Source organism: Lactobacillus gigeriorum DSM 23908 = CRBIP 24.85 (assembly GCF_000296855.1).
Taxonomy (GTDB): domain Bacteria; phylum Bacillota; class Bacilli; order Lactobacillales; family Lactobacillaceae; genus Lactobacillus; species Lactobacillus gigeriorum.
Genome location: NZ_CAKC01000018.1, coordinates 1 through 15,121, shown reverse-complemented (window position 1 = coordinate 15,121; position 15,121 = coordinate 1). Strand labels below are relative to the sequence as shown.

Here is a 15,121-nt window from a genome sequence, read left to right as displayed (position 1 = left end):
ATCGTCGTGCCATGGTGAGCAGGATCAGGCATGCCGTTGAAGGTATGGGTGAACATGCTGGCTCCGGCTTCGATCCCAGCCACCGCTTCGTCAAAGCTAGCGCTGGAGTGCCCTAAGGCAACGACTACGCCTTCCTCAACTGCTTGACGAATGAATTCCTTAGAGCCCTTGCGCTCAGGTGCCATCGAGATCTTCTTAAGCATGCCATCTGAAGCTTCAAGCCACTTGTTAAAGACTTCGATGTCAGGATCGAGCATGTACTTAGGGTTCTCAGCTCCTGCATGCTCTTCGGTAAAGAACGGTCCTTCAAAATGGATTCCTTGAATCTTGGCTCCCGTCTCTTCGCCTCGATGAGCGGCAAACATACGGCAAATCTCGGTCAGGGTCTCGTCAGCTGCCGTGATGGTGGTTGGCAGCCATGAGGTTACGCCGGCACTGAGCAAAGCCTCAGAAAGCTTGTTGATGCCGTCCCAGTCGCTGTGCATGACGTCCTCTTTGACTGAGCCATGGATGTGGGTATCGACTAACCCAGGAGCAATCCACTTGCCAGTATAGTCGCGAATTTCACCTTCTGGCTTGTCAGCTTCTGGATAATAGAAGCCAAACTTGCCATCATCAGTAACTTCAAGATAGCCGCCATTTTCAGTTCGATTTTCTAGGAAAAATTTATCTGCATGAATGTAATAAGTCATAATCTTACCTACTACTTTTTGTATTCATGAATGGTTACACCTTTTACGACACGGTTAACTGTTCCTGTTGGTGAAGGCGTATCTGGAGTGTTACCAACCTTAATTGAAGTCAAAAGTGCAATTGTTTGTGCAAACATAATGTCTGGGAAAGCAACATATGCATCTGGTAATAATTCTGATTCGCTGAAAGCAAAGAATTTACCATCAAAGTCTTGATCAGTTTTCTTTTGACCAACACCCATTACTAAAGGTACAATTTCATCCCCCTTGATTTCATCAAGAATGTCTAAATCGTATTGACGAGTGTAAGTATTATTTGAAACAAAGTCGAATACAATCGTTTTATCATCTAAGAATGATTTAGGACCATGGCGAAGACCCATAGAAGTGTCAAATAATGCGGCTACTTTACCTGCAGTCAATTCCAAAATCTTCAATCTAGCTTCTTCTGCTAACCCGCCTAGAGCACCACTACCAATATAGGTAATACGGTTAAAATCAGTATCTACTAAAGCTTGAACATCTGCTTCACGAGCAACGACTTCCTCACCCATTTTAGCAATCTTTTCAACATATTCGTGCTTCAATTCTTCTGAAGTGGTATCGAAGACCAACAAAGTGGCAAGCGACATACATGAGAATGAACCAGTCATTGCAAAACCTAAGTCAAGTGACTTTTCTGGCATTAATAATACTAAGCCATTAGGATCATCCTGCAAATCTTTTGCTAAAAAGCCTTCTGGTGCACAAGTAATTGCAATTTGATATAAATTCTTTACAATTTGCTTAGCAATTTCTACAGTTGCAACTGATTCAGGTGAATTACCACTACGAGCAAATGATACTAAAATCGTTGGTGTTTCTTCTTCCAAGTAATCTTCTGGAGTAGAAACAATCTTAGTGGTATCAATTGCTTCAAAGTCATATTTACTACGATCGCTATGTTTTCTCAAGTAAGGCATTACTGTGTTACCAACATATGCACTAGTCCCTGCACCAGTGAAGATTACTTTCACTTTGCCAAACTTTTCATGAATATTTGCTAAAAAGTTTTCAATTTCAGCCTTTTTATTTTGGTAAATATCCCAAGTTTGGCGCCATAAATCAGGTTGCTGAGCAATTTCTCTAGTTGTAATATCTGCACCTAAAGCTTTTAATTCTTCATCGGTCTTTTCAAACATTTTTACACCTCATAAACTAATAAATATTATTATACTGCTTTGATTGATAAATAAACTTATCTCCACGGGCAAAGGCTTTAGTATATTCGACGGATACATTCTTATCGTTAATCGTACGCCGATAAATTTTCATTGCCGCATCCCCTTCATTGACTTCAAGAATTTTTGCTACTCTTGCGTCAAGGTTAACCGCCTTAATATCTTCGAATGCCAGTACACTAATTTGCTGATATTTCTTCTGCATTACATCATAAAGTGAATCATGTTCAACATCATCTAACACAAAATCAGGGAATATCTTCTCAGGCAGATAGGTCTTGCTATACAAGAATGGTTCACCGTTTGATAAGCGCAAACGTGTTAATTCATAGGCCCTTTCGCCTGGTGCCAAATTCAACTGTTTAGCAATCTCTTCATCTGGAGCAATTAATCCCAAAGAAATGTTCTGCGTACTTGGTTTAAAGCCATTTCCACTAAGTTTACTAAATGAATAAGTAGCTGATAAACTAGTCTGATCGGAAAAGTAAGAAGATACAAACGTCCCTTTCCCATGTAAACGATAAATAATGCCACGTTGTTCTAAATCGCCCAATGCAAGACGAATCGTACTCCGACTGACATTATATTTTTTTACCATATCTCGTTCACTAGGAAGCTGCTCGTTAGGAGCATATTTTTCTCTAATTTCTTTTTCGAGTCGTTCCATCAACTCACGATAAAGCGGGTTTGCCATATCAGTTCCTCTTTCCTTAACTGGTTAGTACCACTTACAAATTCAGTATAACATTATCTCATGTAAAATAGAATATGATTTAGTATTTTGTCTAAAAAAATAGCACCTATCAAAATACCGACAAATGCTATTATAATGCTATTGTAGCTGTGACGCCAGTTTCTCGGCTAAGCGCTCACATTCTTTAGCCCTTTCATGATTATTTTCCAACTGATAAATGTGTTCTAGTAAATAGTAATCTGCTAGTTTTTGTTCATCAGGTTCATGGTTCAACCGCTGTTCAATAATTGATTTTTTAGTAGTTTGATTTTCAACCATTACTTCATAAATGGTCATCAGGTACTCTTTTTGAGTCGCATTGCGTTTAACTGATTTAATTTTTTCGTAACAGATTTTTGCTTTTTCCTTATTCTTAAGACCAATATAGTAGTTTAAGGCATTGCCAAAAAATCCAATTTTTTGCTCACTTGTTAAATTCAAGTTTGCTACTTCATCAAAAGCCTCATCTGCTTTAGCTAACATATTCTGGGCAATAGCAGCATTAAAAGTTAAAGATAAACGATTATAGGCAGAAACTGTTTTCTTTACTTGTGGATCGTCAATTAAACTATTAAAAGTTTTAAAATCACCATTTTTCAAACTATCTATCAATCTAATTGTGTTTTTCTGAGTTCGTTGCTTGAAATAAATTTCAAAGCCAAGGTAAATCAAGAAAAGTACAAAAATAATAATGTAATAATATGGCTTCATTTTTAGTTCCTACTCTCTAATGTTAAGCTATTTTTATTATGCTACAAAATTATCAAATGTAAAAGCTTTCATTGACAGCTAATACATGTCTAGTTATAGTTTTAAGTGATAACAGAAAGGATTTTTTAACCCAATGAAATTAATCTTAGTAAGACATAGCATTAGCAATCACAACTTAAATGATATAATCTCAGGAGCACAAAGCAACCCAGAACTAAGTGAGGCAGGGATTGAAAAAGCAGCAGCGATTTACCCTAAATTAAAGCTCGATCAAATTGATCAAGTGTACGCTAGCCCACTAAAAAGAGCGTTTCAAACTGCTGAGATTCTTACCAATCATGAAAAAGATATTATTACTGACAAGCGTTTACTTGAAATGAACTTCGGATCGTGGGAAGGTAAACATGCAACGCCACTATACCAAAAATATCCAGATGCTTTTGATTTTGTTGGTTTAATTGGCAATAATTACCTAAAATATGCAGAAAACGCTGAAAGCTATCAAGATGTAATCGATCGTGTTCGTTCATTTTATGATGAAATTAAGGTCAAACATTCAGATCAAACCGTTATGGTAGTTTGCCATGGTTTTACCATTAGAGCTTTTATGGCGGCTCTTTTGAACGTTAAGATTGAAAAAATAGGTGCTGTAAATAACGTTTCATTTACAGAATTTAATATCGATGCGGAACATGATTATGTCCAATTGATGTCCTTCAATCAAGATCTTCCAATTTATTATGGCATTTAAAAAGACCCTTTCGGGTCTTTTTTATGGTCAGAGTTAATTAACTTGTCCTTCAGGAACGTTTTTTCTTCTAGCATAATACACTGCTAAACCAATTGCTAAGCCAACCAAGGCTGGAACTAACCATGATAAGCCCATATCAGCAAGTGGCAAGTGACTTCTTACGCCAGCCACGGCAAGTCCAAATTGACTCTTGCTTACCACACTTGGGAAAGCAACAATCATGTCCCCTAAAGCTGGAACTACTGTAAACACGATTACAAAGAAGTATACTACCCCTGCTTTATTAAATAGTGGCGAACAAACGGATAAAAGAATTAAAACCATTGACAATGGGTATAAGAACATCAACATTGGGGTTGACCAAGCGATGATTTGGTCCAAACCAAAGTTAGCAGCTAAGAATGATGAAAAACAGCTCAAGAACAACCAAGTATGGTAGCTAATTTTTGGGAAATGTTTGTGGAAGTCTTGGGCGAAGGCTGCTACTAAACCTACAGCAGTAGTCAAGCACGTTACTGTCAACAGTAATGCTAATAGCGCTTGACCAAATACACCACCATAAACGTTAACGATTTGATTAAAAGCTACCCCACCGTTTTCGGAAAGCTTAAAATGCCCTAAAGACATAGCTCCCATTAAGATCAATAATAAGTAGATGAACCCGATGGCAGCTACACCTACAATTCCCGATTGAGCAACAATTTTTGAAAGGCTCTTAGAATCTTTGAATCCCATGCCTCGAACTGCGGTAACCACAGTAACACCAAAGGCAAGACCAGCCAAAGCATCCATCGTGTTATACCCTTCAAGGAAGCCATTCACTAAAGCTGAATGTTGATAAGCTGAAGTTACGGGAGCTGTTTGAGGATCTCCTAAAGGATTAAGAAATGCTACCACGAAAACCAGGAATAATAATGATAAGAATAATGGATTTAATACCTTACCAATGTTAGACAAAATGTTGTTTTGGTGGTAAGAAAAAGCAAATGCAGCTACAAAGAATAGAGCTGAAAAGATAAGCAATGACATCGAATCAGTATTTTTAGGTACAAAAGGCGCAATCCCGACAGTAAACGAAACCGTAGCCGTTCTTGGAGTACCAAATAATGGTCCAATAGTCGCGTGAATCAAAACCATAAATACTACGGCAAAACCAGTACCCAACGGTTTACCAATATCAAAAACCCCTTCAGAACGAGTGATCGATACTGCTAGAACTGACAGAAGTGGCAATAGAACCCCAGTAACTAAAAATCCGACAGCAGCTACTGCCCAATTTTTCCCTGCTAATTGCCCTAAATGGAGTGGGAAAATTAAGTTACCAGCACCAAAGAACAATCCAAATAGTAAAGAAGCAACTACTAAATAGCCTTTCCATGTTAACTTTTGTGATGTTGAATCTTTCATGATACATCCCCCTATAATCTATCCGAAAACAAAAAATCCCTCAACCAGAATATCTCTGATTGAGGGACGCTTCAGCGTGGTACCACCCTATTTTCATATTACTATCACTAGCAATATCTTTTCACGTGCAGCCAGTAGAACTGACGATACGTAGGCACTGTAATGGGTGCTCCCACTCCTTCTTACTAATAAATTAAGAAGTTGAACTCAAAAGTGATCTTCGCTTAATCGCTATTTATCTCCTTGCACCTAACGAGACTCGCTGAAAACTTAGATTAAACTACTCTTCTTTTTCTTTGTTTTCGATTAATTAAATTGTTAATAACTATTTTAATTAAATTATTATGCTTGTCAACAATTTTTTACTATTTATTTTTTCGAACGCTCCGTAAAAGAAAAAAGCCAGAGATTAATTTCTCTAGCTCATTTTAAAGCAACTACTCTGCGGTTAACTTATCTTTCCAAGATTTTGCACCCTTTAGAGCAGCGTTTAAGTTTTCAATATTTTCTTTACCTTGTTCAGCTAACCACTTGCTACCTACTTCTTCACCTTCAGCTGCAAAAGGTTTGATTGCTGGTTTCCAAGTTGCACGACCACATAAGACACCATTAAATTGTGCGCCTGCTTCTTCTGCCATTTTAATTTCAACAATAAATTCTTCCGAAGTTACGCCAGCTGATAAGAAGATATAAGGTAAATCAGTCGCATCTGATTGTTCCTTCAATAAATTCAATGCTTCAGCTCTAGTGTAAATTACGTCACCTTCAGCAAAACCTTCGACGTATTTAAGATTAAATGGTAATTCAACCTTTAAAACACTAACATTATAACGTGGTTCTGAAAATTCCTTCATTGCTTCAATAACTTTATGAGCCTTAACTTTCGCATATTCGGCACTCTTAACGTCTTCCATGTTGCCATCATAAGTCAATAGCTCCAAGAATAGTGGCAAGTCATTTGCCTTAGCTTCAGCACCTACTCGTTCAACAAAGGCACGTTTTTTATCATTAATTGCGTCTGGTTCATCAGCATCATAGTATACCAAGAACTTGATTGCATCCGCACCTTCTTCTTTAATACGTAGACCTGATTGATCTTCGATTAAATCACACATTCTACCTGGTTCAGTCGTGTCGTAACCAGTTTTTTCATACGCTAATAATAAACCGCAATTTTCATCTCTAAGTTTGGTTGCTGGCAATCCATATTCTGGATCGGTCAAAATTGATGAAGCATATGGGGTTAGTTCCTTAGAAATAGCTTTCTTGAAATCAACGATAGTAGTTTCATCTGCTGGCTTGTTAGCAGCTTCAGCTAACATTCGTTTAAGTGAGCCACGTTGATCTATTGCTAGGGCACTAATTACTCCTGCATCATTTGATAATTTTTCCATGTGTTTTGCAACTTCAGCTGTAATCTTTCGCATAATTCTCTCCTTGAATCCGTTTTCTTTACATTTATTATGCTAGCATTTAGCGCTTATATTGTAAAGTGGTACTAACCAGTTTGATAATTTTTTTTTTGTTTTATTTCTCATATTAAATGTATATAAAAACATATATCAATTTGTTCATTGTCGAAAAATATTTATAGCAAAAAGAAGCAAGTAGTCCACAGCCTCGTGTCTACTTGCTTCTTTTTCGTGATTTTTTAATAATTATGCGCCTAGCTTCGTTTCCGCAATGAAGCGCTTGATTTCCTCATCGCTGAAGTACTTGCCATAGCGGGCCTTCGCTTTCTCAAAGACTTGACTTTCTTCAAAGCCGCTTTCGTTTAATACTATGATCAGGTTCGCTAGACCTTCTTTTCTTCCCTTAGTTTCTCCCTTGGTTTCTCCTTCTGCCTTAGCTCTATCTATAAAGTTCATCATCTTGTCCTTCACCTCGTCGCTTCCGTTTGCTTCTATCCATTCCTGGAATTCGTCTACTCCTTTATGATCAAGTTCGCTGATCAGATCCATAAATTCATCAAAATGCTGGAATGTCGGTTCTTCTGGCTCGTAAGCTTCATTCTTTGAACACTTGGTCAGATACTGCGCTACATGCTTGAAGTCGCTCTTCAGCTTCTCAAGCTCTGCTTCGTCCATATGCGCTACGTCTACTACCTTGATTTTAAGCTTAGGCATGTACTCCCTCAGCTCTGGATAGTTCTTGAGATCAAACAGATCCTCCAGCTGCCGGCTCGCATTCCACTTCTTTTGACCAAAGTATAACACGATTGTCATCACTGGATAAAGCTTCTTAGCTCCTAAGCTAGCTTGCTTGGCATAAGAAGCAATATTGTAGTTCAACACTCTAACCGGCATCATCTTATCGATCTTGGATTGATTCTCAATGCCAAACAAGGCTAGCGTCTGCTTGCCCTCCTTATATTTCATGAGCAGATCGCGATACTGCGTGTGGTGCCTGCCCTGATGATCGCTAAACTGACTTTCCGTTTCTCTAGCGGTCAATTTGCTGGGATCGATCGCCTCTCTTCCTCCAAAAACGTTACCATTGAAGACATCGGCAAAACATCAGGGTGCTGGAAAAACACTTTTTCGATTCTGTCTTTTTCTGCCATAAATTCTACCTTTCTGTAACAAATTAGTAGAGGCAAAATATCCCCCTACATATATTAGATACGCAGAAAATGGCCAAATCTATTTTTCAAAACGACATCTTTACCTTTTCTTAAAAACTAAAGCGCTTTTCTCTGTATAAATGAAAACGCGTATTTATTACTCGGCTCCTCTTTTACTAACCTTTTATAAGAAACAAAATTCCTTTATATAGGCATTTATATCTTTTATATTGAAATATTATTTCTTTGGCTTATAATATCATGTGTAAGCGTTCTATTTATTATGAGGTATAGAAAGATGAAATTACGCAAACCGTTTTTTATAAGTATTGCTGTCATTATGCTCTCTCTACTAGCAACAGGTTGTAGCGACAAATCAGCGACACCTACTAGTCATAAGAGTAGCGTGGCAACCACCACAATGTATTCTAAAAGTCTCCATCTAGATTGGAATTACGATGTTTATCTTCCTGCAGGATATGATCCGAATGCCAATACAAGATACCCTGTCCTTTATTTAATGCATGGTTTATATGGAAACCATCGTAACCTACTAGAAAGATATAATTCCCAACAAATTCTTGATGGAATTATCCAGCGTAATCATAAGAAGATGATTGTTGTCTTTGTAGATGGTTTTAATAGTTTCTACGTTAATCAAAAAGATGGTATGCAAATGGAAGATGCCATTGTTAAGGATTTAGTTCCTCAAATTAATAAAAACTATAAGACTTTAACTGATGCAGATCACCAAGCAATCGGTGGCATTTCGATGGGTGGGTATGGTGCTGCTAGATTAGCTCTAAAATATCCTAACATTTGGAGCAAGGCTGTTCTGATCTCACCTTCAGTATGGCAAAAGTTACCAAAAGATAATCCAATAAGAATGAATATGCATGCATTTACAGATGGTAAGGTTAACTGGTCAGATAAAGTTTATGATAGTTTGTTCCCAACTAAATACATGAGTCCAGAATCGAAGAAAGTAAAATTCTTTGTTGAATCGACTTCTTCTGACAGTACTGTTCCTATTAAAGATGTAACGTCCTTTGTTGATACTCTTAAACAGAATGGATATTCAGTAAAATTCATCAAAGACAGTGGTGACAATCATAATTGGACATACTGGGCCAAAGTTGCTCCTACAGCTTATGCTTGGGCACTAAATGAACTGAATTAGAGGTAAATAACTATGAGTAAAACAGAACAAGTATTGGCAGAACAGATCCTCGAAAAAGTTGGAGGGCCAGAAAATGTTGCTGCTAATCTAATTTGTATGACGCGATTACGCTTACATGTTAAAGATTTAAATAAGGTAAATATCGATGGAATTAAGAAAATCGATGGTGTTCTTGGAGTTGTCAATGCTGATACACTTCAAGTAGTTTTAGGACCGGGTAAAGTTACTAAAGTAGGTAACGAATTCAGCAAGTTAACCGGCTTGCCTCTCGGCGAAGCTGAAGAAGGTAATGCTTTAGATGAAGTCAAAGAACAGGCTGCCAAAAATAAAGCAGCACAAAAAGCTAAGTACGATAAACCACTTCAACGAGGGTTACATCACATTGCCAATGTTTTTATTCCTTTACTTCCTGGTATTATTGCAGCCGGATTAGTTAACGGTATTACAAACGTTATCGATTTTCAAACTGGCAGCGCCTTTAGTAATGACTGGTGGTATTTGACCATTAAAACTATCGGCTGGGGTCTGTTTGCCTTTCTCCCAATTTTTATTGGTATGAATGCAGCTAAAGAATTTAAAGGTACAGCTATTCTTGGCGGAATCGGTGGTGTATTCTGCTTAAACCTTGGTTTAGCTTCCTTCCCACTATCTTCGCTAGCAGTTTCCATGCCAATTACTAACAAACCTTATGTTGCTGGTGTTGGCGGGCTACTTACAGCATTATTTATGGGTATTTTCATTGCCTGGACTGAAAAAACTATCCGTAAATTCATGCCAAATGTGCTTGATACCTTCTTAACACCAATTATTACCCTTATCTTCTGTGCCCTGATCTCAGTTGTTTTCCTTCAACCAGTGGGATCATGGCTAACTAATGCAATTTATATTGCAATGGACTTTTTATACAACAAATTAAGTTGGTTTGGTGGCTACCTCCTTTCTTCAAGCTTCTTAGCTTTAGTATCAGTCGGTTTACACCAAGCGTTAACACCTATTCATGTTATGTTAAACGATCCATCTGGCCCTACCCATGGAATTAACTATCTTTTACCAATTTTAATGATGGCCGGTGGTGGTCAAGTTGGTGCTGGTCTTGCACTCTTTTTCAAGAGCAAAAATAAGCGTTTCAAGAAACTCGTAATGAGTTCAATTCCAGTTGCCGTTTTAGGCGTTGGTGAACCCTTGATGTATGCAGTAACTCTTCCACTAGGTAAAGCCTTTATTACTGCTTCACTTGGAGCTGGTTTTGGAGGAATTGCTGCCTCACTCTTCCATTTAGGAACAGTTTCTCAAGGTGTTTCTGGTTTGTTTGGTCTTTTGATCATGCAACCTGGTAAGCAATTGCTTTTCCTTCTTGCATTACTAATTTCATATGCTGGAGGATTTATTCTCACCTGGTTGTTCGGTGCTGACGAAGATCGAATCAATGAATTATTCCCTGAATAAGCTATATACAAAGAATCCCGAGCTCGGAAGCTCGGGATTTTTGCATATAAGACTAAATTACTTATTCAGCACTTTCAATTGCCTTCTTTACCGCTTCTTTCAATGCACGGCTAGTTGCAGAAGCACCGGTTACGGAATCTACTTCATAAGTATTTGCTTCAACCATCTTGTTTGGCAAAGTTTGAATAGCTTTTTGACCAATGCCGGTTTCAGTTTGTTTCAAAACCTCAACTTGTTCGATTGCTTTATTTTCACCTAAAGTTACACGAACAGTCATGGTTCCACCCATACCAGCATCACTAGTACCTAAATATTGGTTGTCTTCAGTAGTAAACTCATGTTCATTGGTAGCTTCACTTTCTGATGCCCCACTATTAGCATCATATTCAGTAGTTGAAACCACCTCAATATCTGCAATTTTCTCCTTTGGCCAGGCAGCATTTTGACCTGCAATCTTACCTGAAATCAAACATTCAGCAATGTTTTCACCAGCTTGGTAACGACCAGCCGAAACACCACCTAATTCACCTGCACTGTACAAGTGAGGAATTGGTTGATTATCAGGGGCAACAACTTCGGCACGAGCATTACGACGAGGTCCACCTTGAGTGTTCAAAACAGTTTGTTGAACAGCCAAAGCGTAGTATGGACCAACTTCATCAAATTTAGCCATCGTCTTTGGATCACGGTGGAAAGCATAATCACAGCCATTCTCAACGAACTTGTTAAATTCATTGATTTGACGACTTAATACTTCGGCATTAGCATCAATTTTTTCTGCCAATTCTTCTAGAGTTTCGGCCTTGATAATTCGCTCAAGAACATCAGCAACAGGACCCTTTTCTGCAAATTTTGCATATTGTTTTTGATCAAAAATAATGTGTGGATGATCTTGGTTTTGTGGTGTTCTCCAGTAACCATGACTATATACGTGACCATGACGGTTAGTCTCTTCTTCACAGCAGTAACGAGAACCATCGTCACCAGCTAAGAAGACACTACCATCAGTTGCCGCTGGCCAATGACCTAAAAGCAATTGTCCTCGTTCACCTTCTGCAACCTTTAAGGCAGTTCCATGATATAAACCAAGTGATTCAAAGTTGTTCATGTGCCACATTTGCGCACCAGCTTCTTTACCTAACTTAATACCAATACCTTTGTTATAAAGCGTCCCTAATGGAATCAATCTTGAAGCTCCTAAGTAGTCTTCAATCATTTCTTGATTATTTTCAAAACCACCAGTAGCTAAAACGACACCGTTAGTAGCAGCAATGTTGCGTAACACATGTTCATGTTCAATCTGTGCTCCTACAACTACCACTTCATCATTCATAATAAGGTGCTTAGCTGGGGAAGCAAACCAAACATCAATATTTTCACGCTTCACTACTTCTGCACGTAATTTCTTCCATAAACCAGCATCAAAGAAGCCGTGAGTAGCACCAAGAACATCATGTTGATCAGCACCTGGGAAGTCTTTATATTCAACAGTATTATCACGTAAAGCCTTATCAAAGGCAGCAAATTTAGGATTGCCAATGAAATCTTCACGATATGAATATGGGTGCTCAACACCTAAGTACTTTTGCAAGTAGGTTGATATGTTTGCCATACCTTCAACAAAAGTATTAGCAACTTCTTCGTCATAATGCATTGGCTTAGTTAAAGCTGCAAAATACTTCTTTTCACTACCATAATCTCTAGTTGTAGATATCATTTGTGCTGAGTAACGAGTGTTACCACCTTCATAGCCCTCTGGAGCTGAATCAACTAATAACACTTTAGCTCCTTCATCAGCAGCAAAACGAGCAGCGGTTGCACCAGCACCCCCCAAATCCTAATACGATTACATCATATTTTTTATAAAAATTGACTTGTTTATTGTTCAATCTTGACATAATTTTTCTCCTAAATCAGAATAACTGTTGATCGCTAGTAATCGCTTACAATATTGATTATCCGTGTAATTATAGAGATAGTAAATTACCAAATACTACAAAATTTATGCCAAAAATGCATAATTAGGAGAAATTACGGCAGAACAAACAATCTATGATATTTTAGCAAGCGTTAAAACATGTCGCTCAATCACTGATATTGCCAATCGCTTAATGCTAGGGCAACCATATGTAAGCAAACAAATTTATAATGCTGAGTTGAAATATCATACTAAGCTGATCAACCGTAAACCACCTCCAATTACTTTAACTAAGGCTGGAAAAATCGTTTTAGCAAGTTTAGAAAAGGAATTGGAAATCCAAAATATGCTAAAACTAGATTTGTCACCTTATATCGCTGGCGAAACAAATTTCATTAAAATCGGCGTTAATCAGCCATGGATTACGGTTTATGGACATATTATTTATGAACAGCTTCACCGAAAGTTTCCTGATATCAATTTCGAATTAACTGAGGTTACTTCTGACGTAGCTGAGCAAAAACTGCTCACGCGCGATATTGATATTTCCTGCGGAAAGCTAATTTTCAATACCACGATTACCAGCAAAGAATCATTCGCACTAAGTTTTTATTTTCTAATCCCGGAAAATTCATCATTGTATTCATCTAATAAAGAAAATTACCTTCGTATATTAACAAAAGACGATTTAATTCAATTCAATAACCAGAACCTTATTTCTTTAACCGACGATTCCTTTTTTCAAAAATTGGTTGATCACATGTTAACTGATACTAACGTACACCAGAACAAGGTTTTAAAAGTTGGTAATCATGTTGCGGGAACCAATCTAGCCATTGAGGGCGCTGGAATCTTTGTTACAGAATATGATTTTGCCCTACCTTGGATTGGAAAAAAGCCATTCAATTTGATTAAAATTCCAAAATCGTCGTTAAATTTCGAACTCGCAGTTTCTCATCGTAACGATGCTTCTGAACAAATCAAGGCACTCGCTGCAGAGCTTTATAAGATCGAATTGCAGTATCAAGAATATTTGACTAAGTTGACAAAAAAATAAGTAAAACAAAAGCGTTAGGCTCGATCCTAACACTATTTTGTTATAATTATTTGCATTCACTGTATCTTATCAATTGAATCTTGTTAGCTTTGATCTCTGCCATTAATGCTTGATCAATCGCCATATCCGCCTCCAATGTATGTGGAGTTGTTAAACTTGATGTTTCAAGAATATATTTATCCAAAAATCCTGGATGACAAACCATCATCGGGATGTTAGTCCAACTATCACTTGCTTCATTCATCAATTGTCTAAGTGTTCGCTTGGGATCATAATCTGAATTCATAAAATCAAACGGTGAGACGAAAGTTGTCTGCTTTTTGAACTTCAAAGGTTTACCATCAAATGTAAAGTCAAGGAATGGCAAGTCATATTTTTCTGCCACAATTCTTAAGCCCTTAACAAAGTTAGGACTAGCAACTGCGTGTCCTTCAAAATAATCAGTCTTTCGACCAACTAATTCTATAAAGCGGTGGTATTGAGCTTCAATTTCTGCGACCACTTCTTCCAAGTTAATAAAATCAGGCTTTCCGACTTTTATATTATCTCGATAAACTTTTGATCGAAGAAAATATCCATTTTTATCAACTAAACTTGGAACTTGATCTGCTGGCAACACCGGCTTGCCATTAGTGATATCAGTATGTTGACCAAAATCTATGGGCTCATTTTTAATCATGTTAAAGCCAACTTCTGTAGTTGGCATATTAACCATAATACCAACATTATTGATAAAACCATTATGAACAGCATCATAAATACCGTAATTTACACCACAAGAATAGCCTAAATCATCTGCTCTTACTAAAATTTTCTTCATGATAGTGCCTATTACTATATATATTCAAATTATAATTATATTGAATGATTCTTATTTTAGTTTAAACTTGCTCCATGGCTTCAAAAAATCAAGCAAGAACAGCTGATCCTGCTTAATGCTTCCTACCTTGTTCTTTCTAAGTTCACGATGCGCCTTGCGTACAATCTGCAGTTCATTTTTGTATGGACCAAAACCATCGTTACCTACTAAAACGTCGCCAGGTTGAAATTCCAATTCATTGTCATGGGCTGGATTTTCTTCTTCTCGATGCGTTACTCTTGGCATGGTTGAGCGGATCACCAAGGAATTAATATCGCCTCGCCAGAAATGCAGGGGCTTTTTAACGATGGTTTCTTCAATTGGATTGATGTCTGCTACAAAATCGACGTCTAACGTTAAGAGATAGCGGTCTACTTGAGCCAAAGCTGCCAATTCTGCTTCTGGAGCATAGGCATTGCCGATAATTACGTCATCGATTAAACCAGTTGCCCACAATTGTTTTGCTTGAACGTCAATTGGAAGCTTACGATCCATCTCAAGGGTCGGCAGGCCATCGCTTACGCTCCAAGGGCCCATTTTACCCACTTTGCTCGATACGAAGGCTGCAGAATGGATGCTGTTTT

At 37.8% G+C, this 15,121-nt stretch carries 14 protein-coding genes and 1 other annotated feature; of the genes, 4 read left to right on the top strand and 10 right to left on the bottom strand.

The features are described 5' to 3' along the window. From BN52_RS01635 to BN52_RS01620, 4 genes are all read right to left on the bottom strand, one after another. On the bottom strand, positions 1–692 hold a 692-nt coding region (locus tag BN52_RS01635), incomplete at its 3' end, for an N-acetylglucosamine-6-phosphate deacetylase (protein WP_040473299.1). A gap of 11 nt (positions 693–703) precedes the next feature. Next, positions 704–1,873: an SIS domain-containing protein gene (locus tag BN52_RS01630; RefSeq protein ID WP_008472346.1), complete on the bottom strand. Its 1,170-nt coding sequence runs from the start codon at positions 1,871–1,873 to the stop codon at positions 704–706. Positions 1,874–1,889: 16 nt separating this feature from the next. Beyond that, positions 1,890–2,606, bottom strand: a complete 717-nt coding sequence (locus tag BN52_RS01625; RefSeq protein ID WP_008472345.1) for a GntR family transcriptional regulator — start codon at positions 2,604–2,606, stop codon at positions 1,890–1,892. Positions 2,607–2,744: 138 nt separating this feature from the next. Next, positions 2,745–3,356, bottom strand: coding sequence for a hypothetical protein (locus BN52_RS01620; RefSeq protein ID WP_008472344.1), 612 nt, complete (start codon positions 3,354–3,356; stop codon positions 2,745–2,747). 133 nt (positions 3,357–3,489) lie between these two features. On the opposite strand from BN52_RS01620, the gene BN52_RS01615 reads away from it, so the two are divergent. Then, positions 3,490–4,107, top strand: a complete 618-nt coding sequence (locus BN52_RS01615) for a histidine phosphatase family protein (protein ID WP_008472342.1) — start codon at positions 3,490–3,492, stop codon at positions 4,105–4,107. 33 nt (positions 4,108–4,140) lie between these two features. Here BN52_RS01615 and brnQ read toward each other — a convergent pair whose 3' ends face one another. From brnQ to BN52_RS01600, 3 genes are all read right to left on the bottom strand, one after another. After that, on the bottom strand, positions 4,141–5,514 hold the full coding sequence (gene brnQ / locus BN52_RS01610) for a branched-chain amino acid transport system II carrier protein (protein ID WP_008472341.1): 1,374 nt from the start codon (positions 5,512–5,514) through the stop codon (positions 4,141–4,143). Positions 5,515–5,573: 59 nt separating this feature from the next. Then, positions 5,574–5,820, bottom strand: a binding site (T-box leader). Between the two features lie 131 nt (positions 5,821–5,951). After that, complete coding sequence (locus BN52_RS01605; RefSeq protein WP_008472339.1) at positions 5,952–6,941, bottom strand: tagatose 1,6-diphosphate aldolase; 990 nt, start codon at positions 6,939–6,941, stop codon at positions 5,952–5,954. A gap of 231 nt (positions 6,942–7,172) precedes the next feature. Then, positions 7,173–7,967 (bottom strand): Rpn family recombination-promoting nuclease/putative transposase, encoded by a 795-nt coding sequence (locus BN52_RS01600; protein WP_008472338.1) that lies wholly within the window; start codon positions 7,965–7,967, stop codon positions 7,173–7,175. Positions 7,968–8,375: 408 nt separating this feature from the next. On the opposite strand from BN52_RS01600, the gene BN52_RS01595 reads away from it, so the two are divergent. Together BN52_RS01595 and BN52_RS01590 are read left to right on the top strand one after the other, a co-directional pair. Next, the gene (locus BN52_RS01595; RefSeq protein WP_008472336.1) at positions 8,376–9,257 is read left to right on the top strand and encodes an alpha/beta hydrolase; all 882 of its coding nucleotides are present in this window, start codon (positions 8,376–8,378) and stop codon (positions 9,255–9,257) included. A 12-nt stretch (positions 9,258–9,269) separates the two neighbouring features. Continuing rightward, on the top strand, positions 9,270–10,703 hold the full coding sequence (locus BN52_RS01590) for a PTS transporter subunit EIIC (protein ID WP_008472335.1): 1,434 nt from the start codon (positions 9,270–9,272) through the stop codon (positions 10,701–10,703). Between the two features lie 61 nt (positions 10,704–10,764). Here BN52_RS01590 and BN52_RS01585 read toward each other — a convergent pair whose 3' ends face one another. Continuing rightward, positions 10,765–12,537 (bottom strand): FAD-binding protein, encoded by a 1,773-nt coding sequence (locus BN52_RS01585; protein ID WP_008472333.1) that lies wholly within the window; start codon positions 12,535–12,537, stop codon positions 10,765–10,767. A gap of 196 nt (positions 12,538–12,733) precedes the next feature. On the opposite strand from BN52_RS01585, the gene BN52_RS01580 reads away from it, so the two are divergent. After that, a complete protein-coding gene (locus tag BN52_RS01580) occupies positions 12,734–13,678 on the top strand; it encodes a LysR substrate-binding domain-containing protein (protein WP_040473298.1) in 945 nt (314 codons plus the stop codon). 46 nt (positions 13,679–13,724) lie between these two features. Here BN52_RS01580 and BN52_RS01575 read toward each other — a convergent pair whose 3' ends face one another. Together BN52_RS01575 and BN52_RS01570 are read right to left on the bottom strand one after the other, a co-directional pair. Beyond that, positions 13,725–14,498, bottom strand: a complete 774-nt coding sequence (locus BN52_RS01575; RefSeq protein WP_008472331.1) for a ChbG/HpnK family deacetylase — start codon at positions 14,496–14,498, stop codon at positions 13,725–13,727. A gap of 51 nt (positions 14,499–14,549) precedes the next feature. Continuing rightward, a partial coding sequence (locus BN52_RS01570; protein WP_040473297.1) for a phospho-sugar glycosidase domain-containing protein occupies positions 14,550–15,121 on the bottom strand: 572 nt, incomplete at its 5' end.